The 24,092-nt window shown below is 34.7% G+C and carries 27 protein-coding genes and 1 pseudogene; 24 read left to right on the top strand and 4 right to left on the bottom strand.

What is annotated here, in order from left to right:
* Nucleotides 1-36 precede the first annotated feature (36 nt).
* A complete protein-coding gene (locus BM183_RS17320; RefSeq protein ID WP_091688340.1) occupies nt 37-708 on the bottom strand; it encodes a lactate utilization protein in 672 nt (223 codons plus the stop codon).
* 110 nt (nt 709-818) lie between these two features.
* Between BM183_RS17320 and BM183_RS17315 the strand changes: the two genes are divergently transcribed.
* The 16 genes from BM183_RS17315 (at nt 819) to BM183_RS17240 (ending at nt 14,746) form a co-directional block, all read left to right on the top strand.
* Nucleotides 819-1,481: a Crp/Fnr family transcriptional regulator gene (locus BM183_RS17315; protein ID WP_091688338.1), complete on the top strand. Its 663-nt coding sequence runs from the start codon at nt 819-821 to the stop codon at nt 1,479-1,481.
* Between the two features lie 461 nt (nt 1,482-1,942).
* The gene (locus BM183_RS17310; protein WP_170848057.1) at nt 1,943-2,449 is read left to right on the top strand and encodes an SEC-C metal-binding domain-containing protein; all 507 of its coding nucleotides are present in this window, start codon (nt 1,943-1,945) and stop codon (nt 2,447-2,449) included.
* 437 nt (nt 2,450-2,886) lie between these two features.
* The gene (locus tag BM183_RS17305) at nt 2,887-4,374 is read left to right on the top strand and encodes a putative glycoside hydrolase (RefSeq protein WP_242961040.1); all 1,488 of its coding nucleotides are present in this window, start codon (nt 2,887-2,889) and stop codon (nt 4,372-4,374) included.
* A gap of 507 nt (nt 4,375-4,881) precedes the next feature.
* Nucleotides 4,882-5,442: an RNA polymerase sigma factor gene (locus BM183_RS17300; RefSeq protein ID WP_091688333.1), complete on the top strand. Its 561-nt coding sequence runs from the start codon at nt 4,882-4,884 to the stop codon at nt 5,440-5,442.
* Nucleotides 5,443-5,481: 39 nt separating this feature from the next.
* A complete protein-coding gene (locus BM183_RS17295; RefSeq protein WP_091688331.1) occupies nt 5,482-6,018 on the top strand; it encodes a hypothetical protein in 537 nt (178 codons plus the stop codon).
* Nucleotides 6,019-6,042: 24 nt separating this feature from the next.
* Nucleotides 6,043-6,273: an acyl carrier protein gene (gene acpP / locus BM183_RS17290; protein WP_091688329.1), complete on the top strand. Its 231-nt coding sequence runs from the start codon at nt 6,043-6,045 to the stop codon at nt 6,271-6,273.
* A 52-nt stretch (nt 6,274-6,325) separates the two neighbouring features.
* A complete protein-coding gene (fabK, locus tag BM183_RS17285; protein ID WP_091688327.1) occupies nt 6,326-7,252 on the top strand; it encodes an enoyl-[acyl-carrier-protein] reductase FabK in 927 nt (308 codons plus the stop codon).
* Between the two features lie 61 nt (nt 7,253-7,313).
* Complete coding sequence (fabD, locus tag BM183_RS17280; protein WP_091688364.1) at nt 7,314-8,240, top strand: ACP S-malonyltransferase; 927 nt, start codon at nt 7,314-7,316, stop codon at nt 8,238-8,240.
* Nucleotides 8,234-8,974 (top strand): 3-oxoacyl-[acyl-carrier-protein] reductase, encoded by a 741-nt coding sequence (gene fabG, locus BM183_RS17275; protein ID WP_091688324.1) that lies wholly within the window; start codon nt 8,234-8,236, stop codon nt 8,972-8,974. The genes fabD and fabG overlap by 7 nt, the downstream gene beginning before the upstream one ends.
* A gap of 42 nt (nt 8,975-9,016) precedes the next feature.
* The gene (fabF, locus tag BM183_RS17270; protein WP_091688322.1) at nt 9,017-10,252 is read left to right on the top strand and encodes a beta-ketoacyl-ACP synthase II; all 1,236 of its coding nucleotides are present in this window, start codon (nt 9,017-9,019) and stop codon (nt 10,250-10,252) included.
* 13 nt (nt 10,253-10,265) lie between these two features.
* Nucleotides 10,266-10,700, top strand: coding sequence for an acetyl-CoA carboxylase biotin carboxyl carrier protein (accB, locus tag BM183_RS17265; protein ID WP_091688320.1), 435 nt, complete (start codon nt 10,266-10,268; stop codon nt 10,698-10,700).
* Between the two features lie 15 nt (nt 10,701-10,715).
* Complete coding sequence (gene fabZ, locus BM183_RS17260) at nt 10,716-11,138, top strand: 3-hydroxyacyl-ACP dehydratase FabZ (RefSeq protein ID WP_091688318.1); 423 nt, start codon at nt 10,716-10,718, stop codon at nt 11,136-11,138.
* A 20-nt stretch (nt 11,139-11,158) separates the two neighbouring features.
* Nucleotides 11,159-12,502 carry an acetyl-CoA carboxylase biotin carboxylase subunit gene (locus tag BM183_RS17255; RefSeq protein ID WP_091688316.1) on the top strand — a complete coding sequence of 448 codons (1,344 nt, stop codon included), beginning with the start codon at nt 11,159-11,161 and terminating at the stop codon, nt 12,500-12,502.
* 38 nt (nt 12,503-12,540) lie between these two features.
* Nucleotides 12,541-13,371 (top strand): acetyl-CoA carboxylase, carboxyltransferase subunit beta, encoded by an 831-nt coding sequence (accD, locus tag BM183_RS17250; protein WP_091688314.1) that lies wholly within the window; start codon nt 12,541-12,543, stop codon nt 13,369-13,371.
* Nucleotides 13,372-13,584: 213 nt separating this feature from the next.
* Entirely contained in the window at nt 13,585-14,376 is a 792-nt protein-coding gene (locus BM183_RS17245; protein ID WP_091688312.1) for an acetyl-CoA carboxylase carboxyltransferase subunit alpha, read from the top strand.
* A gap of 43 nt (nt 14,377-14,419) precedes the next feature.
* The gene (locus BM183_RS17240; RefSeq protein ID WP_091688310.1) at nt 14,420-14,746 is read left to right on the top strand and encodes an MmcQ/YjbR family DNA-binding protein; all 327 of its coding nucleotides are present in this window, start codon (nt 14,420-14,422) and stop codon (nt 14,744-14,746) included.
* A gap of 279 nt (nt 14,747-15,025) precedes the next feature.
* On the opposite strand, the gene BM183_RS17235 is transcribed toward BM183_RS17240, so the two are convergent.
* Nucleotides 15,026-16,390, bottom strand: coding sequence for a citrate/2-methylcitrate synthase (locus BM183_RS17235; protein ID WP_091688308.1), 1,365 nt, complete (start codon nt 16,388-16,390; stop codon nt 15,026-15,028).
* Between the two features lie 536 nt (nt 16,391-16,926).
* On the opposite strand from BM183_RS17235, the gene BM183_RS17230 reads away from it, so the two are divergent.
* From BM183_RS17230 to BM183_RS17215, 4 genes are all read left to right on the top strand, one after another.
* Complete coding sequence (locus BM183_RS17230; RefSeq protein WP_091688306.1) at nt 16,927-17,418, top strand: methylglyoxal synthase; 492 nt, start codon at nt 16,927-16,929, stop codon at nt 17,416-17,418.
* Nucleotides 17,419-17,629: 211 nt separating this feature from the next.
* Complete coding sequence (gene rd, locus BM183_RS17225) at nt 17,630-17,785, top strand: rubredoxin (protein WP_091688304.1); 156 nt, start codon at nt 17,630-17,632, stop codon at nt 17,783-17,785.
* 98 nt (nt 17,786-17,883) lie between these two features.
* Nucleotides 17,884-18,423: a rubrerythrin gene (gene rbr, locus BM183_RS17220; protein WP_091688302.1), complete on the top strand. Its 540-nt coding sequence runs from the start codon at nt 17,884-17,886 to the stop codon at nt 18,421-18,423.
* Nucleotides 18,424-18,529: 106 nt separating this feature from the next.
* Nucleotides 18,530-18,916: a desulfoferrodoxin family protein gene (locus BM183_RS17215; protein WP_091688300.1), complete on the top strand. Its 387-nt coding sequence runs from the start codon at nt 18,530-18,532 to the stop codon at nt 18,914-18,916.
* A 165-nt stretch (nt 18,917-19,081) separates the two neighbouring features.
* Here BM183_RS17215 and BM183_RS17210 read toward each other — a convergent pair whose 3' ends face one another.
* Complete coding sequence (locus BM183_RS17210; protein ID WP_091688298.1) at nt 19,082-19,813, bottom strand: aminoglycoside phosphotransferase family protein; 732 nt, start codon at nt 19,811-19,813, stop codon at nt 19,082-19,084.
* Nucleotides 19,814-20,111: 298 nt separating this feature from the next.
* Between BM183_RS17210 and BM183_RS17205 the strand changes: the two genes are divergently transcribed.
* Nucleotides 20,112-20,789: a Crp/Fnr family transcriptional regulator gene (locus BM183_RS17205; protein WP_091688362.1), complete on the top strand. Its 678-nt coding sequence runs from the start codon at nt 20,112-20,114 to the stop codon at nt 20,787-20,789.
* A gap of 113 nt (nt 20,790-20,902) precedes the next feature.
* On the opposite strand, the gene trxA is transcribed toward BM183_RS17205, so the two are convergent.
* Nucleotides 20,903-21,217, bottom strand: coding sequence for a thioredoxin (gene trxA, locus BM183_RS17200; RefSeq protein ID WP_091688296.1), 315 nt, complete (start codon nt 21,215-21,217; stop codon nt 20,903-20,905).
* Between the two features lie 324 nt (nt 21,218-21,541).
* On the opposite strand from trxA, the gene BM183_RS17195 reads away from it, so the two are divergent.
* From BM183_RS17195 to BM183_RS21705, 3 genes and pseudogenes are all read left to right on the top strand, one after another.
* Nucleotides 21,542-22,783 (top strand): FprA family A-type flavoprotein, encoded by a 1,242-nt coding sequence (locus BM183_RS17195; protein ID WP_091688294.1) that lies wholly within the window; start codon nt 21,542-21,544, stop codon nt 22,781-22,783.
* A 37-nt stretch (nt 22,784-22,820) separates the two neighbouring features.
* Nucleotides 22,821-23,654 (top strand): histidinol-phosphatase HisJ family protein, encoded by an 834-nt coding sequence (locus tag BM183_RS17190; RefSeq protein ID WP_091688292.1) that lies wholly within the window; start codon nt 22,821-22,823, stop codon nt 23,652-23,654.
* A 266-nt stretch (nt 23,655-23,920) separates the two neighbouring features.
* Nucleotides 23,921-24,092, top strand: a pseudogene (locus BM183_RS21705) (ISL3 family transposase); the annotation flags it as partial.

Genomic DNA, 24,092 nt, shown 5'->3' with positions numbered 1-24,092 from the left:
TTAAAATGCATCATAATAATGACTGAAGAATGAAACTTATAGTCCCAAAGATTCACCAACAAGAATAATCTTTATTCTTCCGGCAGTTTTACACATTCTTGTCTGGACAATATAAGAACAAAGGCAGTCCTCTGCTTTGCAATCCCCACAAGCACCATTGATAACACAAGGGGTCTTTGTAGGCGGATGTAAAAATGGGCTGGAAGAGCAGCGTTGCACATTGATGGGAGCGGCATATGTTCTTGCCCTAACTACTGCATCCTCGGCGGTTTTGCATATCTTATTCATCCCAACAATAGCGATAACGCTCTTCGGGCCAAAAGTAATTGCCGCAGTTCGATTTCCAACACTATCCACATTGACTAATATGCCATCCTCACTGATTGCGTTGAAACTTGTCAAATAGGTATCACACAAAAGTGATTGACGCATAAGGTCATATCGTTCATCCATTGTTTGCGCTTTATCACGGTCAATGATTGTATATTTGCCTTGATATATCCTGTCAAGCAATCCAATTTCTTCAAGTGTGACGGAACCTCCCCACGACACTGATGATTGTTCGGGAATAAGAGATAATGCTTTTTCGACAGCTTCGGTGGCATTATCATAGTAATAGGCTTCAAATTTTCTGCTTTGCAGATTTTTAATTATCTTTAGTGCCAAAAGACAATTTCTCGCTTTTATTGCATTATCTTTCTCTTGCATTGCTATCCTCCATTCTGATTATTGGGAATGTTTAAACCTCTTGTATATTCATTATAAGCATAGTATGATAGAAAGAAAAAGTATGTTGCACGTGCAACGAGGAAAAGTTTATGAACGACTTAGATTCTTTATGCCAATCCAGTTTGTTTTCGGAGATTGCACCGAATGATATTAAAAAAATACTTAAATGTTTATCTGCCACACGGAAAGAATATGCAAAGGATGAAATGATTGTCCGTGAGGGTGATTTTGTAAATGATATAGGTATCATATTGCACGGTATCGCCCAAAGCACCAAATTGAATATTGCGGGAAAACAAATTATTGTATCTCTTCATTATCCGGGAGGATACACCGCTGTTTTAACAGCAGTTAGTCGTGGACGAAAGTGTCCTATGTCAGTACAGGCATTAGAGCCCCTTGCAGTTCTTTTTATTCCCGTCAAAAATATATTGAGCCGCTGTACAAAGCTTTGTATGGTACACGAACAATTACTCGGCAATCTTTTTGATAGTATTGCAGAACGAGCATTAGAACTACATGATCGTAATGATTGTCTGATTATGCCTACTATCCGCGACAAGGTATTAACTTATTTAATAAGAGTTAGTAGTGAGGTTGGAGCGCAAACTTTTTCAATTCCCTTTGATAGAGAAGCCCTGGCCGAATATTTGGATGTAGACCGTAGTGCCCTATCCAGAGAGCTTGCATGGATGAAACGCGACGGTTTAATTGATTTCTATAAAAACGAGTTCAAGCTACTTAATAATTGATAGGTAGATAAAAAAATCCCTGTGCCATGAAAAGCAAAACCCCCGTTACGCCATTGTAACGGGGGTTTCACTAAAAAGGGGAGGATAAGTATTTAACTTTTCTTTGGTGTTGGTTGCGCAATCGTTTAACAAAGTTTTTCATTTGTTGAACGATCATAATTGGAGGGGGGATCCAATTATTGAATAAGATTACGCATCTTGTGTAATCTAATTATTTGAATTAGATTAACTATAGTATGATACGGCTATCAGTTTTTTATACATTGATTATAATGAAAATTGTAAATTATTCAATTAAATGAGTTTTTTGCTTAATTTTTAAAAATAACGAACTACTTGACATAGCTTTCAACCCATGTTAAGTTATTAAAATGTGAAACATTTTATCCAATGAAAATTAAAAATTTAGCAGATGGGTATGTCTGCTTTGACGAAAGAGATAAACAGAAAGGATGAACAAAATGAGCTTATTACAAGAGTGGAGAGCAGTTGCTTACGAACAAGAAAAAACACCAAGGGAAGATCAACTATTTTGGGCTAATTATTTTAACATTGAGAAAGGTATCTATGAACAGCTTCTAGCAGAGCCTAATACTGTAGTAGAAGGAACTGTTGAAGAATTAGCTGCAAAATATAACACTGATTTATCTATTATGGTAGGATTCCTTGACGGTATTAATGATAGTTTAAAAAATCCAAACCCAATTGAGGAAATGGAGGCTGCTACAAAAGTAAATTTAGGCTTTGATCTTGAAAAATTATACTTTAATATGGTAGGAGCAAAAGCAGATTGGCTATATGAATTACCAGCTTGGGACAACCTTCTGTCAGAAGAAAAGAGAAAAGATTTATACCGTAATTCAAAACTGTCCGGTACTGTAATAAAAGAAAAGAAAGTCGGAAGAAATGACCCATGTCCATGCGGCAGCGGTAAAAAATATAAAAAATGTTGTGGTGCAAACCAATAAGAATATAAACAGCAGATAGTAGCAAAACTATCTTTTGAGTATAAATTCAGCTATGTTGAACTATAAAGGAAGTATTTTATTAAAGTACAAGATTCTTCTGATATAATTCGGCATAGCTGATTTTGTACTTTAAGAATTATGGATTACCCAAGCTTTTTTCTCTATTATTACCAGATATCTGTGAATTCTGTATTCATTATTGTAAGTAATATCTAATTAGAGGTAGAACTAAGTATAAAATTATGTTATACTAAATTTCATCAGAAAATACCCTTGATTCATTTATACGAATTATTAAAAATAATTGAATGATTATATTATAAATCAACCATAATATTTAGCAACATATCCTATTTTATCTACATAGTGAATACTCGTAACGAAAATAATTTTATAATAGGAGATGACACAAAAGGAATAGCAAATAGGAGACGAGAATGAGAAAAAAAGATATGTACCTGAATTTTAATAATCCCTATAGTGGAAAAAACAGAAGAAAAGGAAGACGAGGATATGGAAGGAGAGGCAGAAAACCAGGTTTTCTTTATGTTCTTATAATTTTGATTATTGCAATTGGTCTTGGGTTTTTGGCATTCTATATAGCTAATCATATATTATCGGACTCCAATCAGAATTTGTTTGGAAAAGGGAATGAAAAATTAAATGCAGAAATAAATCAAGAGGGGCAGGAAAATAATATAGATACCGCAAAGGTGGATGAAGATGCGGAAGGTTCTGAAAAAACCACGCAAAATAGCCCCCAGGCAGGTGACACTGCTGGTAATGCGAAAGATAGCACTTCCGGTAATACCAATGGGAATGAAACCTCAGACGAAGGAGAAGCAGAGGATACCTTAGCTATTGGGAAAAGAGAAGATGGATTACAGGAAGAGCCTTTTATGCCAAACTTTATAGATAACAGAAGCCCTGTAAAAGTAAAGGGGATCTATGTTTCCGGACCAAGAGCAGGTAACGAAACTTATATGAAGGAATTAATAGAGTTAGTTGATACAACGGAACTGAATGCAATGGTAATTGACATTAAAAATGACAGCGGTGAGATTACGTATAACATGGACTTAAACATTGCCCAAGAGATTGATGCTACTATTAATTATATCAGAGATATAGAAGGATTAATTAAGGACCTAAAGGCAAAGGATATTTATTTAATAGCTAGAATTGTTGCTTTTAAAGATCCCATTCTGGCAAAAGGCAAACCGGAGCTTAGTCTAAAAAAGAAAGATGGTTCCATTTTTAAAGATAAAGATGGACTTAGCTGGGTAAATCCATATAAGAAAGAAGTTTGGGATTACCTTATTGCAGTGGCTGGGGAAGCCGTTAAATTAGGATTTGACGAGATTCAATTTGACTATATTCGTTTTTCCACAGACTCAGGTATGAAACAAGTGGATTTTGGTGAAGAGGCCAAAGACAAAACAAAAATTGATGCAATCAATGAATTTACAAAATATGCGTCAGAAAGGTTAAAACCTCAAGGTGTTTATGTTTCCGCCGATGTTTATGGAGCAATTATAGACAGCGAAGTGGATGCGAATATAGTTGGACAAGACTATATACAGATGTCTAAATATTTAGATTATATTTGCCCTATGATTTACCCTTCACACTATGCAGATGGGGCATATGGAATTAAACATCCGGATTTAGAGCCTTATAATCTGATATTACAGGCACTGAAAAAGTCAGAGGAACAATTGAAACAGATTAAAGAAGGCAATCAGAAAGCAATTGTTCGTTCATGGCTTCAAGATTTTACTGCCGTCTGGTTGACCCATCATAAATCCTATGGGCCGGAGGAAATCAAAGCACAGATTAAAGCGGTTAATGATGCAGGGTACGAAGAATGGATATTATGGAATGGAAGCAATAATTATACGAAGGGCGGCCTATTAAAAGAATAACATCTCAGTAGTGAATTTGATTTAGAGAAGTCTAAAAATTGATTTAAGAAAAATGGAAAGTAAGAATAAATATAAAGGCTGTTACAAAACTGCCATTCTGATTACAAATTCAGCATAGTTGAATTATAGGTGTGAATCTCACTTTCATGGAGAGATTCAAATAAATAATTCTGCTATACTTGATTTTAGAATGATAATTTTGCTGCAGCCTTTTTGTTTATTTTACCCTTATTTGCGGCTGTTTAAAGATATGAAGACATGGCTATTACATAGAAAGACATAAAAAGATATTGACTTGAACCCACACATAAGTACATAATAGTAAAAAATGAAGATGGAAAAATTTTAAAAAATTACCACAAAATATATATTTAAATTCTTGTAATAAAGCTATAAAATCATTAAAATAAAATATACTTTGAATTTCAAATTATTTTTTAGATTTTTTGCAAGAAAATCTAAAATTACGTGTATAAGTAATTAAGTGCTTAGGAAGGAGGCTTAAACTTGAAGGATGAGGCCATTATAGACTTAATTTATGAAAAGGATGAATTGGGTTTATCTAAACTAGCTGACAAGTATGAAAAATTGTTAATACATATAGCAAAAAGTATACTTGGTAGTCGTTCAAGAGATATTGAAGAATGTGTTAATGATACCTATCTAAAAATCTGGAATCATATAGATCGATATGACATGGAAAGGGCTTCGTTAAAGACATACCTGAAAGTGATCTTACGTAATACAGCCATTAATAAGCTTCGTGATCTAAGCAGAAGAGAGGAAAGTGAATTCCCTGACGATATTTCTGAGATTGCAAAATATTATATTGATAATAGTCAAAATGTTGAGGGGAAGGTATTTAGTAAGGAAAATGTGAAACAATTGAGTAACGTAATTAGTCATCTAAAAGAAACGGATAAAGAGTTGGTGATACGTAAATATTTTTATTTACAATCCTCAAAGGATATTGCAAAAGCCACAAAAATGACAGTTACCGCGGTGGATAGCCGATTATCAAGATTAAGAACAAAGATGAAAAAGGAATTTGAAAAAGAAAGATATTAGCTGCTTTAAAAGGCGCTTAAGAGCCGGAATGGAGGTTACATGAACGAAGTATTATTAATTAATATGATTGGTCAATTAGATCCTGAATTATTACAGGATAATTACATGGAAAAAGATATGAAAAAAGGCATTCTTTCTTTTCTTGGTAAATTATTAAAAAAGATAGCAAAACAACAATATGGCAGCTCTTTCTTACAAAAATATTCCAATAAAAATGAATGTGAAAAACTTATAGAACAGGATAAAACGGAATCAGATAATAATAAGGAAGAAGGAGAAAACATCTATGGTAATGACATAGTTGAACATAGTAGTAAGCATATAACAGATAACGGAAAGAGTAATTATTACAGTGAAGATGATGATAACATAGAAAATGAGGATAAGGAAACTTATGATCCAGATACACGTGGATTAAGTATCGGAATATTTAAAAAGAATATTCGAAATTTAACAAAGGTCCTTTCAGGAATTGCAGCCACATTTGTAGTAATTTTAAGCATAATAATCATACTAATAAAGCGTCACAAAAGTGGCATCAAGTTATTGAAAAAGAGTATACAAGTAATCTATTAAAATAATATTAAAGGAGAAAAGAAGATGTTAGAAAAAATTAAATCAATTATAGCACAACAATTAAACGTGGAGGAAAGTACAATTACACTTTCATCCTCTTTTAAAGATGATTTAGGAGCGGATTCCTTAGATTTATTTGAATTGGTAATGGCATTGGAAGAGGAATATGATATCGAAATTCCATCTGAAGATTTGGCTTGTATTAATACAGTGGAAGAAGTAGTTAATTACTTAAAAGAAAAAGGAGTAGAGTAATTATGAGGCAGCATTACATCATAAACAGATGTGAAATGCAATGGGGGTAAAGATGAAGACACGTATTAGTGAATTATTAAACATTAAATACCCGATTATTCAAGGGGGTATGGCATGGGTTGCTGAACATCATTTGGCTGCCGGTGTATCCAATGGAGGGGGTTTAGGTATTATTGCAGCAGGCAGTGCACCTGTGGAAGTGGTAAGGGAAGAAATTAGAAAAGCTAAAACATTAACAGATAAGCCTTTTGGCGTAAATATTATGCTTCTTAGCCCTTATGCCTCTGAAATTGCGGACTTAGTGGTAGAAGAAAAAGTATCCGTAGTTACAACTGGTGCAGGAAATCCTGAAAAATACATTCCTATGTGGAAAGAAGCAGGAATCAAAGTGATTCCTGTAGTAGCTTCTGTTGCTTTAGCAAAAAGAATGGAAAAGCATGGAGCAGACGCTGTGGTGGCGGAAGGCTGTGAAGCAGGGGGACATATTGGAGAATTAACCACTATGGCTTTAATTCCCCAAATCGTGGATGCTATAAACATTCCAGTTATTGCAGCTGGTGGAATTGGTGATGGAAGAGGTCTTGCAGCTGTATTTATGCTGGGTGCGGAGGCCGGACAAATTGGAACCAGATTTGTGGTTTCTCATGAATCCATTGTCCATCCTAATTATAAAAAACGTCTTATTGACTCCAGAGATATTGATTCAACGGTAACCGGCAGATCAACAGGCCATCCGGTTCGTTCCATAAGAAACCAGATGACTAGACAATATACCAGATTAGAACAAGAGGGAAAAAGCTTTGAAGAATTAGAACTTTTAACCCTTGGTTCTTTAAGGAAAGCGGTTGTTGAAGGTGACATTAATAACGGTTCTGTTATGGCAGGACAAATTGCCGGATTGGTATCCAAAGAACAGTCCTGTAAAGAAATTATTAGTGAAATTATAGAAGAGGCAGAAAAACTACTAAAAATAGATTAATCATGAAGTAGAGAATACAATGGGTGTATTATATAAAAATATCTATGAGGGAGAATTAAGTATGGGAAAAATCGCATTTGTATTCCCTGGTCAAGGGGCACAATATGCTGGCATGGGTAAAGATTTTTACGAAAACTTTCAAGACTCCAGGGAAATATATGAAAAAGCTTCCGGTATATTAGGAGTGGACTTGCCGGCTCTTTGTTTTGAGGATAATGAAAACCTTAATATAACGGAATACACACAGATTGCAATGGTAACCACCTGTATGGCTATGCTGCTGCAAGTAAATAAATCAGGTATAAAACCCGATGTTTGCGCCGGATTAAGCCTGGGGGAATACCCTGCTATGATTGCAAGCGGCGTTATGACTTTTGAAGAAGGAATTAAAGTTGTCCATCAACGGGGCAAATTAATGCAGGATGCTGTAAGGCCTGGAGTTGGCAGTATGGCAGCAGTTCTTGGTTTAGATAATGGAACTATTGAAAAGGTATGTGATGAGACGGAAGGAATTGTAATTGTTGCAAATTATAACTGCCCCGGTCAAATAGTAATTTCAGGAGAAAAAGAAGCAGTAGAAAGGGCAAGTGAGACATTAAAGGAAAAGGGTGCTAAACGGGTACTGCCTCTTAATGTAAGCGGACCTTTCCATTCTCCTATGTTAAAAAAAGCCGGAGAGCAGTTAAATGAAATATTAAGGGAAATTACCATTCATAATCCGGATATACCTTATGTTGCAAATGTAAATGCAGAATATATAAAGGATAATAAGAATATACGTGATCTTTTAGGCAAACAGGTCTATTCATCTGTAAAATGGCAGCAAAGTGTTGAAAAGATGATTGCAGATGGAGTAGATACCTTTATTGAAATTGGTCCGGGAAAAACCTTGACTGGTTTTGTAAGAAAAATAGATAAAACATGTAAGGTTATTAATATTGAAAAAACAGGAGATTTAGAAAAGTTACAGGAGGTGCCATTATGTTAAAGAATAAAGTTGCTTTGGTAACCGGTGCCAGCAGAGGAATTGGAAGAGCCATTGCTCTTACCCTTGCCGGATATGGTGCTATTGTTATTATAAATTACTGCGGCTCAAAAGAGAAAGCAGAAGAAATAGTTAATCAAATTAAAGAAAATGGTGGTACTGCTATAGCGTATCAGGCGGACGTAGCTGATTTCGAGGCAGTAAAAACAATGTTTTCTGATATTACAAAAGAATATGAAAGAATTGATATCTTAGTAAATAATGCAGGAATCACAAAGGATAATCTGATATTAAAAATGTCTGAAGAAGAGTTTGATGCTGTTATTAATACCAATTTAAAAGGGGTATTCAACTGTTTAAAACAAGCTTCCCGTATAATGTTAAAACAAAAGGAAGGCAGAATCATCAATATATCTTCCATATCCGGTGTAGTTGGTAATCCCGGCCAGGCAAATTATTGTGCTGCAAAAGCAGGGGTTATTGGTATAACCAAATCCTTAGCTAAAGAATTAGGTTCCAGAGGGATTACAGTTAATGCAGTGGCACCGGGTTATATTAATACTGATATGACTGCTGTGCTAAAGGATGATTTAAAAGAGAAAGTAACTGAATTAATTCCGTTAAAAAGGTTAGGAGAAGTAGAAGATATTGCAGAAACGGTTGCATTTTTGGCTTCAGATAAGGCGTCTTATATAACCGGCCAGACCATACAAGTTGATGGCGGTCTTGGCATGTAGGGCCAGCCCATTCTACATATAAAGAAAAGGAGAAGTGTAAGTATGAAAAGAGTAGTAATCACAGGTATGGGAATAATTTCTCCCCTTGGTAATGACATTGATACATTTTGGAATAACATAAAAGCACAAAAGGTAGCTATTAAACCGCTGACATATTTTGATACAACAGATTATAAAGTAAAATTAGCCGCTCAGGTAGATGATTTTGATCCTTCACAGTACATGGATCCAAAAGCAGCAAAGAGAATGGAAAAATTCTCGCAATATGCAGTAGCAGCAGCCGGCCAGGCTATTGCAGATGCTAAGCTAGATTTAGAGAAGGAAGATGCAACAAGAATTGGTGTATCTGTTGGTTCCGGTATCGGAAGCCTGCAAGCAATTGAGAAAGACCATGAGAAGCTATTGGAAAAAGGGCCTAGAAGGGTTTCTACACTTTTAGTACCTATGATGATTTCTAATATGGCTGCCGGAAATGTTGCTATAACATATGGCTTAAAAGGAAAATGCACCAACATCGTAACTGCATGTGCAACCGGAACTCATTCCATAGGTGATGCATATCGCTATATTCAATGTAATGAAGCAGATGTTATGATAGCTGGCGGTACGGAAGCAGCTATTACTCCTCTTGGAATAGCAGGATTTAGCGCCTTAACTGCCCTTACTTCAGCAACAGATCCAGCGAGAGCATCCATTCCCTTTGATAAAGAGAGAAGCGGATTCGTTATGGGTGAAGGTGCCGGCGTAGTGGTATTGGAATCTTATGAACATGCCGTAGCAAGGGGCGCGAATATCTTAGCAGAGCTTGTAGGTTATGGTGCAACTTGTGATGCTTACCATATTACTTCTCCATGTGAAGACGGAGACGGTGCAGCAAGGGCAATGTTATTTGCAATAAACGAAGCAGGTATTAAACCGGAAGATGTTGATTATGTAAATGCTCACGGAACAAGTACTCATCACAATGATTTATTTGAAACAAGATCAATCAAGAAAGCCTTTGGCCAACATGCATATAAATTAAATGTGAATTCAACCAAATCCATGATAGGACATTTATTAGGTGCAGCAGGTGCAGTAGAATTCATTACTTGCATAAAATCTGTTATGGAAAATTACATCCATGCTACCGTTGGTTATCAAATCCCCGATGAAGAAATGGATCTAAATTATACGAAAGAGCCGGAAACCGGAAAAGAAGTGAATTATGCAATCAGTAATTCCTTAGGTTTCGGCGGACATAACGGAAGCTTGTTAGTTAAGAAGTATATTGGTTAGGAGGAAGTTAACTATGGAAATGGAGAATATAATCAAGTTAATAAAAACCGTATCCGAATCAGCCCTGACTTCTTTTGAATATGAAGAAGAAGGCAGCAGGCTATCTTTGCAAATTAATCGTAATGTGGTACACCGTGATACTCCGGAAAGTGTACCGGTACAAAGTAACCCAGAGCTAAAACAGCCGGAAGGCTCATGCAGTACCAATAACCTGGTAATATCCTCGCCTATGGTAGGTACATTTTATGCAGCAAAATCAGAGGGAAGCGAACCATATATATCTGTAGGTGATGTAGTAAAAAAAGGTCAGATTATTGGTATTGTGGAAGCTATGAAATTAATGAATGAAATTGAATCTGAGTATGATGGGGTAGTGAAAGAAATCTTAGTAAAGAATAAAGATATGATTGAATATGGTCAGCCTTTAGTAAGCTTAAAACCGCTGTAGAATGGAGAAAAAATTATGTTAAGCGTAATGGATATACAAAAAATAATTCCCCAAAGAAGTCCGTTTTTATTAATAGACCGAATTGATGAATTAGAGCCTGGTAAACGCGCCATAGGCAGAAAATGTGTTACTTACAATGAACCATTTTTCACAGGTCATTTTCCGGATGAACCGGTTATGCCGGGTGTACTTATTATTGAAGCGTTATCCCAGGTAGGAGCTGTTATTTGTTTGTCTGTGGAAGCAAATAAGGGTAAAAATGCTTACTTCGGAGGAATTAACAAAGCGAAATTCAAAAATAAAATATTTCCGGGTGATGTATTGACCTTAGAGGTAGAGCTGATTAAACAAAAAGGGAATATAGGAGTTGCAACTGCTAAAGCTTATGACGAGAATAAAGTCTTTGCTGAGGCAGAATTAGTCTTTGCTATAGCCTAATTCGGAATCGAGGATAGTATATGATTAAGAAAGTATTAATAGCCAATCGGGGAGAAATAGCGGTTCGCATCATCCGTGCCTGCAGAGAAATGGGCATTGATACCGTAGCTATATGTTCAGAGGCAGATAAAGATGCTCTTCACGCACAATTAGCAGACGAAACCATATGTGTGGGTCCGGCTCCTGCCAAGGATAGTTATTTAAGAATGGATCGTATCTTAAGTGCGGCCTATGCAACCGGTGCAGATGCCATTCATCCCGGTTTTGGGTTTCTGTCTGAAAACAGTAAATTCGCAGACCTTTGTAAGAAGTGTAATATTACATTCATTGGACCTTCCTGTGAAGTAATAGATAAAATGGGTAATAAATCAGAAGCAAGAAAAACCATGATGGAAGCTCTGGTACCTGTGGTACCGGGAACTAAGGAAGCTGTTTATTCTTCTAAGGAGGGTAAAGAGATTGCAGACAAAATGGGATATCCTGTTATGATCAAAGCTTCCGCAGGAGGCGGCGGCAAAGGAATGCGGATTGTTACATCAGAAGAAGAATTTATGCATCATTTTGAAACAGCAAGTCAGGAAGCCAAAAATGCCTTTGGTGATGACACCATGTATATTGAAAAGTATATTGCTAAAGCAAGACATATAGAATTTCAAATATTAGCAGATAATTATGGAAATGTAATACATTTAGGGGAAAGAGACTGTTCCTTACAAAGAAGACATCAGAAAATGATTGAAGAATCTCCTTCTCCTGCAATAGATGATAAACTTAGAAAAGAAATGGGCGAAACTGCCGTAAAAGCTGCTAAGGCTGCTAATTACTGTAATGCAGGCACCATTGAATTTTTATTGGATGAAAACAACCATTATTACTTTATCGAGATGAATACAAGAATTCAGGTTGAACACGGTGTAACAGAGCTGGTAACCGGAATTGATTTAATAAAAGAACAAATTAAAATTGCCCATGGAGAAAAACTTTCTTACAAGCAAGAAGATATTAAAATAGAAGGCCATGCAATAGAATGCAGAATCAATGCGGAAAATCCCTATAAGAATTTTACACCGTCACCGGGATTGGTTACCGGCTTTCATATGCCGGGAGGTAAAGGAGTTCGTATTGATACTGCATTATATACCGGATATAAAATCCCTGCAAACTATGATTCGCTTATTGCAAAAGTTATGGTACATGGCTGTAACCGTGAGGAGGCTATAGCCAAAATCCGTGGAGTACTGGGAGAATTGGTAGTAGAAGGGATCGATACCAATATAGATTTTCAATATCAATTAATTAATAATAAAGATTTTAAAGACGGAAACATAGATACCGGATTTATTGAAAGATTATTGAAAAAGTAATGCATTAAAATAAAACATGAATAGAATGGAGTGAAATCATGTTAAAAGATATGTTTAAAAAAACATCTTCTCAATCAAAAAAGATGCTTGATTCAGCGCAAATACCGGATGGCTTGTTTCAAAAATGTGTAAAATGCAATGAAATTCTATATGCGGAAGATGTTGTCTCCAACTATTATACATGTCCAAATTGCGGGAGTTACTTTAGAATAACACCCAGAGAAAGATTAAGCATGGTATTGGATAAAGGAAGTTTTATAGAATGGAGTACAGAATACCCAATCAGTGACCCCTTAAGCTTCCCAGGATATAAACAGAAGCTGGAACATGTAAAAACGGTAACGAATTTAGACGAAGCAGTCATAACCGGTGTTGGAACTATAAACGGAACTGATGTAGCTATCGGTGTTATGTCCTCTGATTTTTTAATGGGAAGCATGGGTAAAGTAGTTGGAGAGAAGATAACCGGATTAATTGAAAGGGCTACCGAACAAAGACTTCCTCTTATTATATTCTGCTGTTCCGGAGGTGCAAGAATGCAGGAAGGAATCGTATCTCTTATGCAGATGGCAAAAACATCACAAGCACTTAAAAAACACGATGAAGCAGGACTTTTATATGTACCCGTACTAACCGATCCTACAACCGGAGGCGTTATGGCAAGCTTTGCAATGTTAGGAGATGTAATCTTAGCCGAACCGGGGGCTCTAATCGGCTTTGCAGGACCTAGGGTGATAGAACAAACAATAGGACAAAAACTTCCGGAAGGATTTCAAAGAGCTGAATTTTTGTTAGAGCATGGATTTATTGATAAAATCGTAAAACGCAGTAAATTGAAACAGACATTATCTATATTAATTAAAAGTTGAAAGTACTAAGCTGGGAATTTGAGGTTAGATTGAAAAAACATGTTGGTTTTTAACCGGCAATTTGTGCTGATGCAAAGTTGCAGTTGTAATTGTAAAGTGCAAAGCGCTGGAAGCGAGGTCAGGTTGAATAACAATTTTTTCAACCTACATTGTGTTATGCAAAAATTGTAGACATTTATCAAATGGCGCTAAAGCGCCGGAATAGAGGTTGTTATGGCAAATGAGTTAACAGCATGGGACCGTGTTCAAATAGCCAGAGGACAAGAACGCCCCACCAGTCTTGACTATATCGGTGCCATATTTAATAAATTTATGGAGCTGCATGGAGACCGTTTATGCCGCGATGATGGTGCGATTGTAGGCGGGCTTGCAGCCATAGACGATATTTCCTTTACCGTAATCGGGCAGCAAAAAGGACGTAATCTGAAAGAAAACAAGAAAAGAAATTATGGGATGCCATGTCCCGAAGGATACCGTAAAGCCCTTCGCCTTATGAGACAGGCAGAAAAATTCAACCGCCCTATTATATGCTTTATAGATACACCGGGTGCCTTTTGCGGTATAGAAGCAGAAGAAAGAGGACAGGGAGAAGCCATTGCAAGAAATCTTTTTGAAATGTCCGGGTTAAAAGTACCTATTCTATCTATTGTAATTGGTGAAGGCGGAAGCGGAGGTGCCCTTGCTTTAGGAGTAGCGGATGAAGTCTGGATGCTAGAGAATTCCACCTACTCCATTCTATCACCAGAAGGCTTTGCTTCTATTCTGTGGAAAGACAGTAAAAGAGCGGATGAAGCAGCAGAAGTAATGAAAATTACCGCAGAAGACTTAAAGAATATGAATATTATCCAGGATGTAATTCCGGAGACGGAACACTTATGTGTTGATAATATTGACACCGTTGCCGTAACTATGAGAGACAAAATAATTGAATTTGTAAACCGATATAAAGAAAAAACAAGGGAAGAACTTGTAGCAGAACGCTATGAAAGATTTCGCAATATGTAATAAGACCAGATAGGAATAATGTAATCCTTCCAGGAGGTATCAGATGTTTACAAGGAAAGAAGTCATTGATTATTGCAAAACTTTTCAAAATGTTTATGAAGATTATCCTTTTCATGATGATAATATGACTGTCATGCGCTGTAAAAGAAATAAAAAATCATTTGCTTTTATATATGAAAGGAATGGTTTTATGTGTGTTAATATTAAATGTGCTCCTCAATGGACTGAATTTTGGAGAAATGCTTACAAAGGGATAATACCGGGATACCACATGAATAAAAAACACTGGAATACCATTATTCTTGACGGAAGTGTACCAAGAAAAGAAATAGAAAGAATGATTGGGGAAAGCTATGATTTAGTAAAGTAAAGCTGAACTCTATACCAGAATTATATTATGTAATTAAGAATGTTGTAATCAGGACATCGACTATGATTGAAGCAGTAAATAAAATGGACAAGTAAATAACCACCTTACTACTTTTATTATACTGCTTTGTTCCTAGCCAGTGACTTATTATTATGTTAAAAAGAAATCTTCGATTAAAATTTGGTATAACGAAATTTTAATCGAAGATTAATAGTTCAACATTTCTTGTTCAATTCTTAATAAACAAATTCTTTAATCTACAGATGATTATTCTTACAATTATCTATCTATTATAGGCACATATTCTCTTGGTGCTGCCACGCTCTTATAAGCAGGTCTTATAATCTTTCCAGCATTAATAAGTTCTTCAACACGGTGAGCACTCCAACCGGATATTCGCGCAATGGCGAAGATTGGAGTATACAGTTCAATAGGAAGATCCAACATACTGTATACAAAGCCGCTATAAAAGTCTATATTAGCACTGACACCTTTATATATTTGACGTTCTCTTGCAATAGTCTCTGCAGCAAGTCTTTCTACTTTGCTATATAGGTTATATTCTTTTTCTTTGCCTTTTTCCTTGGCAAGTTTTTCAACAAATGATTTTAAAACATTTGCTCTAGGGTCAGATATGGAATAAACAGCATGCCCCATACCATAGATTAAACCAGCTTTATCAAAAGCTTCTTTATGAAGCAAAGCTGTTAAGTAGGCAGATACTTCATCATCATCTGTCCAATCACTTACTTTTTCCTTCATATCTTCGAACATCTTTACTACCTTTATATTAGCACCGCCATGTTTAGGTCCTTTTAAGGAGCCTAATGAAGCAGCAACAGAAGAATAGGTATCCGTACCTGTTGAAGTAACTACGTGGGTTGTGAAAGTTGAATTATTACCACCGCCGTGTTCTGCATGTAATACTAAAGCTAAGTCTAAGATTTTAGCTTCTAAAGGTGTATATTTACTATCAGGTCTTAATAAATGTAATATCATCTCAGCAGTAGAGAGCTTAGGTTCAGGGGTATGAATAAATAAGCTCTGTCCATCATGATAATGTTTAAATGCCTGATACCCATATACAGATAATAACGGAAATAAGGATATAAGCTGTAAAGACTGCCTTAAAACATTAGGTATGGATATATCATCTGCCTTGTCATCATAGGAATATAAAGTTAAAACACTTCGTGCTAAAGTATTCATCATGTCCGGACTGGGTGCTTTCATAATAATATCCCGAACAAATGAAGTTGGTAAAGAACGATATTCTCCCAATAAGGTTGTGAATTTTTGAAGTTCATTCTTATCCGGCAACTGGCCAAAGAGTAAAAGATATGTAACTTCCTCAAATCCAAAGCGATTTTCACTAATAAAACCATCTACAATTTCTTCCACATCAATTCCGCGGTAAAATAATTTACCTTCACATGGGACTAATTCAGAATCAACAATAGTATAAGAACGAACTTCTGCAATTTCAGTTAATCCTGTTAATACACCTTTACCGCTTACATCTCTAAGTCCTCTTTTTACATCGTACTTTACATAAAGTTCAGGATTGATATTACTGTTCTTTTTACATAATTCTGTTAGTTCTAATATATCTGGCGTAATGTTTGAAAATGGATTGCTGTTCATAATTACCTCCTTTTGTCCTGACTAAAACATAGATATAATGAATTAGTTGAGAATTGAGATAGAAGATTATCCCAATATGTTTACAAGCATCAGAAAGAAAAGCGTAAAATAATGGATGGAATATTGGAAAAACTAATAAAAATAAAAAGTAAAGCATATAATTACACAAATCTCGATAAAAAGTTCCAATATTCCATTTAAGTAAAATGGAAATCTTTGCAAATAATTTTGTAAGTGATAATAGTTGCTTTATTCTATCACATAATATATTGAATTGACAAGAAAAAATATATAAAAATCATATAAAAAAACGAATAAAAATGCAGCCTATGAAGGAAAAGAAATAGCCTTAAGTTTATACATAAAGAATATAATTTATCACTTTATAATTGCTTTTTATAAACAAATCATCTATGATATTATTATCAGAGATAGATAAAATCATACTTTGTTGGTAATGGTATACTTATCCATTATCAGACTGGTATTTTGAAAGAATCGTTTGTACAATAACAGAAAAAGACAGGAGGAAACATATGCTGTTAGATGATTACATTTATTTTAAGATTGATAAAAAGAAGCACATCGCTTTAATAGCTCATGACGGAAAGAAAAAGGAACTGGCAGAATGGGCTGAAAGGAATAAGGATATTTTAAAAAATCATTTTTTGTGTGGAACAGGAACCACCGCAAGACTTATATCTGAAAAAACAGGGCTGCCGGTAAAGGGGTATAACAGCGGACCTCTAGGGGGAGATCAACAAATAGGATCCAGAATTGTAGAAGGAAACATTGATTTTGTTGTATTCTTATGGGACCCATTGGAATCACAGCCCCATGATCCGGATGTTAAGGCATTACTTAGAATTGCTGTTGTATACGATATTCCCATTGCCAATAACCTTGCAACGGCAGATTTTTTACTTGCTTCTAAGTATATGGAAGAAGAATATAATAGAAAAGTAGATAATTTTAACAAAAACATGATGTCAAGAATTCAAAAATTCGCTGAATCAGATAATAAATAGTCTAATAGTCTTAATGTTTGTAAACTGTTATATTTATAAAATCATAATAGAAAACTATTAATTTTTTAAAATGTTATCAGAAATTTTACAAAATTTATATTGAATTTAATTACCGGTTTGTGCTATAATTACAATATCTTTACAGGTATTGAATAATATTAATAAAGATAAAAAAGATTAAATATGAACGATAAATTTGGAGGTGCTAATTATGAAAAAGTATGAATGCCCTTGCGGTTATGTATACGATCCTGAAGTAGGTGATCCGGATAACGGAATTGCTCCAGGTACACCATGGGAAGATGTCCCTGAAGATTGGGTTTGCCCAGTATGCGGCTTAGAGAAAGAAGCATTTGTAGAGTTATAATTTAATATTTAAGAGAGTAAGCATATTGTATACTTACTCTCTTTTTTAAAAAACAAATCAATCAATCAATAAGCAAAAGAAAAGAAAGAAGGATGAACATGAAAGAATTAAAAGGGACCAAAACAGAAGCAAATTTGAAAACTGCCTTTGCAGGTGAATCAGAGGCAAGAAACAAATATACATATTATGCTTCCAAAGCTAAAAAAGAAGGTTATGAACAAATTGCCGAACTCTTTTTAGAAACCGCTAATAATGAAAAAGAACATGCTAAGATTTGGTTTAAATTACTTCATGACGGCATTGGAACTACCAGCGAAAATCTTTTAGATGCTGCAGCTGGTGAACACTATGAATGGACTGACATGTATGCAAATTTTGCAAAAGAAGCAAGAGAAGAAGGCTTTGACAAAATTGCATACCTATTTGAAGGTGTAGCAAAAATTGAAAAAGAGCATGAAGAAAGATACAGAAAGTTACTGGAAAACGTGGAGGACGGAATCGTATTCTCCAGAGATGGAGAAACTATTTGGCAGTGTGCTAATTGCGGGCATATCCATGTTGGAAAGAAAGCACCGGAAAAATGTCCGATTTGTGATCATCCACAAGGATACTTTAAAATATTAGCACAAAATTATTAATAATAAAGATAGTAAAGTGCTAACCTATAGCATATGCTTTAATTGTAATGAAAGATACAATAATTAATAAAACCAAAATTTTAAAAATGAAAGGATCGAAGAGGATATGAAAAAAGAACCAAAGTTTTTTATTTGTAAACAATGTGGTAATCTGGTAACGCTGATTCATGAATCAGGAGCACCATTAGTTTGCTGCGGACAAGAGATGAATGAACTTGTAGCGAATACAACAGAAGCTGCAACGGAGAAACATTTACCAGTTGTAACAGTGGATGGCAATACTATAACAGTAGAAATCGGAAGCGTTGAACATCCTATGACACCTGAACACTACATCCAATGGATTTATATTGAGACAGACAAAGGTTTACAGATGAAATATTTAACTCCATCTGATAAACCAAAGGCAACTTTCGAACTAAGCGATGAAAAGCTTATTGCAACTTATGAATATTGCAATCTGCATGGATTATGGAAAACAGAAAATAAATAAAGGTTTTGCCTAATAATTTTATTAAGACCTTCGAGAGTATCCTATGCTCCCGAAGGTCGATTTACTTAAAAGCAGATAGTCGTTTATTGAATTAAATAAAACAATACTTTTTATATAACTAAAGAACATACTACTATAAAGATTCAAAATTCTACGATATCTTTTTTATTCGTAAGGACATTCACCTTTTCTTACTGCAATAATTACAGATAAGTAATCCTGTATCATTTCTCTGGTAACATTCATTTGAATCAGATATAAATCTGACAGTGTTTTTTTAAAATATAGAAGCATATCATGGTTATTTGCTTCTGGAGGTATAGGTGTATATTCTATCAGGAATACTGTCCTTGCAATATCATATAATGAATTTCCGTAGCAGACATTCATAAAGTCTATAACATATCCATGCCCTTTCGATATTAATATATTACCTGGATGGAAGTCACCATGACAGAGTACATTTCCACCTGGCAATTTATCTATCATCTGTAAAAATTCATCCTGTTTTTCTAAAGTTAATTGAGTCTTTGTTATATGATATTTTAAAAAATCCTTATAATTAGCCACATTACTGATCTTATTTTGAATAATTGCCTTATGAAGCTTTGCCATACATCTGGCACATTCCTGTAAATCACCAGTTTTCATAACCCATTCAAGTAAGGATTCTCCTTCAATTCTGTCATATATAATGCCCTTTCTTTCTTTGTAAGAAATTATTTCATATGCTTTAGGTTTTTTGAAATTCATTTCTCTTATTGCCATAGCGTTATTAAATTCATTCTCAATTGATTTACCAGGATAATCTTTATTAAAAAGCTTAAGTACTTTACCTTCTTCCCATTCATATACACTTGCTGTATTACCTGCACCAATAAGTTTATTGAATTTCATATATTTAACTCCTTTATCATTCATAATCAATGAAGGTTTTCTTTAACTGGCAGTTTAATGTAATTGTACAATATTGCTTAATTATACAATGCATCAAAATTAAATTCTAGTAAATTTACTTATATCTTATTTAAAAGTCAATAATATACAAGATAGATGTGGATAATGATAATTTTATATTTATTAGAACAGTTGTAAAAAGATAATTTTATGTATATAATCATAATGAATGATAAAAAACTCTTCACACAATGATTATGCAATGGAAGCTACTATGTGTTTGGAATGGAGTGATATTATGTTAAAGGATGAAGATATAAGATATATAGAGAAAGCTCTGCCATTTTGGAGCAAGCTGGATAAGAGTGATAAAAAGTTTTTATTAAATCATATATTTCCTGTGGAATATGAGAAAGGCAGACCAATTCATAGCGGTTCCATGGATTGTATTGGAGTACTTTTGATACGGAAAGGGGATATCAGAGTATATATGCTATCGGATGAAGGGAAGGAAGTAACTTTATACCGGTTATCAGATGGAGATATATGTATATTATCCGCATCCTGTATTTTGGATAATATTACCTTCGATGTTTATATAGATGCAGAATCAGCCTGTGATTTATTGGTGATTGAATCAAAATATTATCAGCAGTTATGTAATAAGAACATTTATGCCGAAAATTATTCTCAAAGGTTAGTAATTGACCGTTTCTCAGATGTAATGTGGGCTATGGAACAAATTCTATTCATGAGCTTTGACAAAAGACTTGCAATATTCCTTTCAGATGAAGCTGCAAGGACTGGATCCGATGTAATAGAACTTACCCATGAACAAATTGCAAAATATGTTGGAAGTGCCAGAGAGGTAGTTTCCCGTATGTTAAAATATTTTCAAGGGGAAGGGATAGTTGAATTATCAAGAGGTGGAGTTAAGATAGCCGACAAAAAGAAACTGAAGGCTTTGATTATGTAGAGTCATTCTGAGAGTTAAGAAGGGGGTAAAACATTTTGGAGGCTCCTGTTCACATGCTCTCAGAATGACTAAACAAAGGTCTAATTGGAAATCTTTGGTTGTTTAATATCTGTTTATTCCGCCAGTAATTTTAATATGTTTTGTTTTGGCTGAACACCAACGGTTGAATTAATAACCTTACCATCTTTTACTGCAACTAAGGTTGGTATTGACATTACTCTAAAAGTTTGAGCCAGTTCGCTTTCTTCGTCTATATTTACTTTACCCACCTTAATTGATGAATTTTCATTTGCAATTTGGTCAACAATGGGAGAAACCATTTTGCATGGACCGCACCAGGATGCCCAAAAGTCTAATAATACAGGTTTATCGGATTTAATTACCTCAGTTTCAAAATTATCCTTTGTTATATGAAGTATCTTGCTCATAATATTACTCCTTTCAATTCTAAATATATGGATTATTACTCTTTAGAAAATCCGTTAATTTATTTAAGTTTATGAGTATACTATATATCATTATGAAAGTTATTTCTGTGATGTAGTCACAAAGAATACAGATTAAACATAGGATGTGTTTAAAATCCGTTACTAAACATTATAATAGAAAACTATAAAAAGGATACAAATTATCCGAAATAAAAAGGTAAGACATACCCAATTACAATTGACGAAACATACTATTACTGGTAAAATGATTTCGTTTAATGACAAAACTAAATTTTTATACATTATTATGAGGAGGAAATGATTATGAAACCTATGAAAATAGCAGAAGGAATATATCAGCTTTCTGTTAACGTGGAAGATATATTATTTGAGGGCTTATGGGAAATACCCAAAGGAGTTTCTTTGAATTCATATATTATAAAAGGTGAAAAAACAGCTATTGTAGATGGTGTTTGCGGATGGGACGGGGTTCCTGAAAGCTTATATGCATTGCTGGAACAAATGAACATTACTCCTGAGTCCATTGAATATTTAATCGTGAATCATATGGAACCGGATCATTCCGGCTGGATAGAAAGCTTTAGAAAAATAAATCCAGACTTTAAAGTAGTAGGAAGTAAGAAAGCTAAAATGTTACTGGATGCATTTTATGGTAAGGATGATAACTTTATATGCGTTGGTGAAGGGGATACTTTAGACTTGGGGAAGGGTCATATTCTTAACTTTATAGATATTCCTAATGTACATTGGCCAGATACCATTGGAACTTTTGATACATTAACCGGCACTTTGTTCTCCTGTGATGCTTTTGGTTCTTTTGGCAAAATAATAGATGATAGAATTTACGTAGATGAATTAAGTAAAGAAGAGCAAATAACCTATGAACAAGAAACCATTCGTTATTTTTCCAACGTATTGGCTGCATTCTCTTTACAGGCAAAAAAAGCAACTGCAAAATGCAGTGAATTACCTGTAAAATTAGTAGCACCTGGACATGGCCTTATTTGGAGAAATCCGGAGGAAGTATTTAAGGCATATTCTGAATATGCAGATTGTTCAAAAGGCCCTGCAAGAGAAGAAATTACTTTAATATGGGGCTCAATGTATGGTATGACAAGAAAAGCGGTAGAGCATGCAGTTAAAGTATTGGAAGAGGAAGATATTGTTGTACATGTTCATGAAGTTCCAAAAGATTCCTGGGGTACCGTTCTCACTTCAGCATGGACTTCCACCGGTATAATCTTAGCTATGCCCACTTATGAATTTAAAATGTTCCCACCAATGGGCGCAGTTTTAGAAGAGCTTGGAAAGAAGAAAGTTTATAACAGAAAAGCCTTCCGTTTTGGTTCTTATGGCTGGTCAGGAGGGGCACAAAAGGAATTAGATGAAATTTTAACAAGACTTAATATGAATTGGGATTTTATCGAACCTGTAGAATTCCTTGGTTCCCCATTAGAAGAGGATTTAGAAAAAATCCGCATTGGTGTAAAAGAATTAGTGAAACAAGTAAAAGATAAGATCCTGACAGAGAAGCACATAGGTTGAGATAGATAACGTATAACGTTATAGAAAAGAGGCAGTTATGATAAAGGCAGACTATCATTTACATTCATCCTTTTCAAGCGATAGCGAGACACCCATGGAATCTCAGATTGAAAAAGCAATAGAACTTGGATTGGAGGATATATGTTTTACGGAGCATATGGATTTGGATTATCCCAAGGAATATGGAGAATTTAACTTTTCTATTGAGGAATATTTCAAGAAAATCAAAGAGATGCAAGAAAAATACAGGGGAAAAATTAGTATTTATAAAGGTGTTGAATTCGGCCTGATTCCTGAAATTGGAGACCAATACGAAACACTGGCAGGCCAATATGAGTTTGATTTTATTATTGGATCTACCCACCTTTATAATAATTTAGATCCCTATTATTCTACTTATTGGGAAGGTAAGACTCCACAACAAGGTACCATGATGTATTTTGAAAAAATATTGGAGAATATTCAAAATTATAATAATTATGATACCTTAGGGCATATTGACTACATTATACGATATCAAGATATAAAAGAGAATCCGGACAGAAATAAAATGTTACTGTTTGATAATTACTCCTATTCAGAATACGGGGATGTTCTGGATGAAATATTAAAACATATTATATACAAAGGCAAAGCATTAGAGGTAAATGCTGCCGGATACCGATATGGTCTTGGTGCCCCTAATCCTCAGTATTCTACACTGGTGCGTTATAAAGAACTGGGCGGAGAATTAATTACCATTGGTTCCGATGCTCACAAATCAGAACATTTAGGATGTTCCTATGATAAAGTAGAAGCGCTATTAAAAGAAGTGGGCTTCCGATATTATGCTACTTTTCACGGCAGAAATAGAATTATGAATTCATTCTAAGTAATATCTATAAAAGGGCAAACAATAGATAGACAGGAATGGAGGGGTAATCTGGTTAGATAACAAGAGTTGGAATATCAAACCTAACCTCAGTATACAAGCATGGCTATGTTAAATAAATAAAAAATAATGGTTCTATAATAAATGTTGGGGTATGCAAAAGACATACTTCCAACATTTTATTTTTTATATTAAAATGCATCTATACGAAGCCTCTAAGTAAATGCACGTCGTCCAAACAAACATTAAAAGGAGGTTTTCGATAGATGCACTCTCATTGTACCAAAAATCTACTGAATTTAGAAGATGTTTTTATTAAGAAAGTGGTTCATGCAGATCATTATGTTAGGATATTCATCGAAACCAATCCTACCATACAAACCTGCCCCCATTGTGGTGCTCAGACCAAACGTATTCACGATTACCGCTATCAGGAGT

This window comes from Anaerocolumna aminovalerica (genome assembly GCF_900115365.1).
In the GTDB taxonomy this organism is placed as follows: domain Bacteria; phylum Bacillota; class Clostridia; order Lachnospirales; family Lachnospiraceae; genus Anaerocolumna; species Anaerocolumna aminovalerica.
The sequence above is the reverse complement of the archived record's forward strand: the minus strand, read 5'-3'. Positions and strand labels throughout refer to the sequence as shown.

Excerpts from the sequence above, each read along its gene's own strand:
- BM183_RS17310 (WP_170848057.1), top strand. The coding sequence starts at position 1,943 with ATGAGCTTATTACAAGAGTGGAGAGCAGTTGCTTACGAACAAGAAAAA.
- BM183_RS17215 (WP_091688300.1), top strand. The coding sequence starts at position 18,530 with ATGAAAAAAGAACCAAAGTTTTTTATTTGTAAACAATGTGGTAATCTG.
- accB (WP_091688320.1), top strand. The coding sequence starts at position 10,266 with ATGGAAATGGAGAATATAATCAAGTTAATAAAAACCGTATCCGAATCA.
- rd (WP_091688304.1), top strand. The coding sequence starts at position 17,630 with ATGAAAAAGTATGAATGCCCTTGCGGTTATGTATACGATCCTGAAGTA.
- BM183_RS17255 (WP_091688316.1), top strand. The coding sequence starts at position 11,159 with ATGATTAAGAAAGTATTAATAGCCAATCGGGGAGAAATAGCGGTTCGC.
- BM183_RS17195 (WP_091688294.1), top strand. The coding sequence starts at position 21,542 with ATGAAACCTATGAAAATAGCAGAAGGAATATATCAGCTTTCTGTTAAC.
- BM183_RS17230 (WP_091688306.1), top strand. The coding sequence starts at position 16,927 with ATGCTGTTAGATGATTACATTTATTTTAAGATTGATAAAAAGAAGCAC.
- fabF (WP_091688322.1), top strand. The coding sequence starts at position 9,017 with ATGAAAAGAGTAGTAATCACAGGTATGGGAATAATTTCTCCCCTTGGT.
- fabG (WP_091688324.1), top strand. The coding sequence starts at position 8,234 with ATGTTAAAGAATAAAGTTGCTTTGGTAACCGGTGCCAGCAGAGGAATT.
- fabD (WP_091688364.1), top strand. The coding sequence starts at position 7,314 with ATGGGAAAAATCGCATTTGTATTCCCTGGTCAAGGGGCACAATATGCT.
- accD (WP_091688314.1), top strand. The coding sequence starts at position 12,541 with ATGTTAAAAGATATGTTTAAAAAAACATCTTCTCAATCAAAAAAGATG.
- BM183_RS17205 (WP_091688362.1), top strand. The coding sequence starts at position 20,112 with ATGTTAAAGGATGAAGATATAAGATATATAGAGAAAGCTCTGCCATTT.
- BM183_RS17240 (WP_091688310.1), top strand. The coding sequence starts at position 14,420 with ATGTTTACAAGGAAAGAAGTCATTGATTATTGCAAAACTTTTCAAAAT.
- trxA (WP_091688296.1), bottom strand. The coding sequence starts at position 21,217 with ATGAGCAAGATACTTCATATAACAAAGGATAATTTTGAAACTGAGGTA.
- rbr (WP_091688302.1), top strand. The coding sequence starts at position 17,884 with ATGAAAGAATTAAAAGGGACCAAAACAGAAGCAAATTTGAAAACTGCC.
- BM183_RS17235 (WP_091688308.1), bottom strand. The coding sequence starts at position 16,390 with ATGAACAGCAATCCATTTTCAAACATTACGCCAGATATATTAGAACTA.
- BM183_RS17295 (WP_091688331.1), top strand. The coding sequence starts at position 5,482 with ATGAACGAAGTATTATTAATTAATATGATTGGTCAATTAGATCCTGAA.
- acpP (WP_091688329.1), top strand. The coding sequence starts at position 6,043 with ATGTTAGAAAAAATTAAATCAATTATAGCACAACAATTAAACGTGGAG.
- BM183_RS17320 (WP_091688340.1), bottom strand. The coding sequence starts at position 708 with ATGCAAGAGAAAGATAATGCAATAAAAGCGAGAAATTGTCTTTTGGCA.
- fabZ (WP_091688318.1), top strand. The coding sequence starts at position 10,716 with ATGTTAAGCGTAATGGATATACAAAAAATAATTCCCCAAAGAAGTCCG.
- BM183_RS17190 (WP_091688292.1), top strand. The coding sequence starts at position 22,821 with ATGATAAAGGCAGACTATCATTTACATTCATCCTTTTCAAGCGATAGC.
- BM183_RS17245 (WP_091688312.1), top strand. The coding sequence starts at position 13,585 with ATGGCAAATGAGTTAACAGCATGGGACCGTGTTCAAATAGCCAGAGGA.
- BM183_RS17315 (WP_091688338.1), top strand. The coding sequence starts at position 819 with ATGAACGACTTAGATTCTTTATGCCAATCCAGTTTGTTTTCGGAGATT.
- fabK (WP_091688327.1), top strand. The coding sequence starts at position 6,326 with ATGAAGACACGTATTAGTGAATTATTAAACATTAAATACCCGATTATT.
- BM183_RS17210 (WP_091688298.1), bottom strand. The coding sequence starts at position 19,813 with ATGAAATTCAATAAACTTATTGGTGCAGGTAATACAGCAAGTGTATAT.
- BM183_RS17305 (WP_242961040.1), top strand. The coding sequence starts at position 2,887 with ATGAGAAAAAAAGATATGTACCTGAATTTTAATAATCCCTATAGTGGA.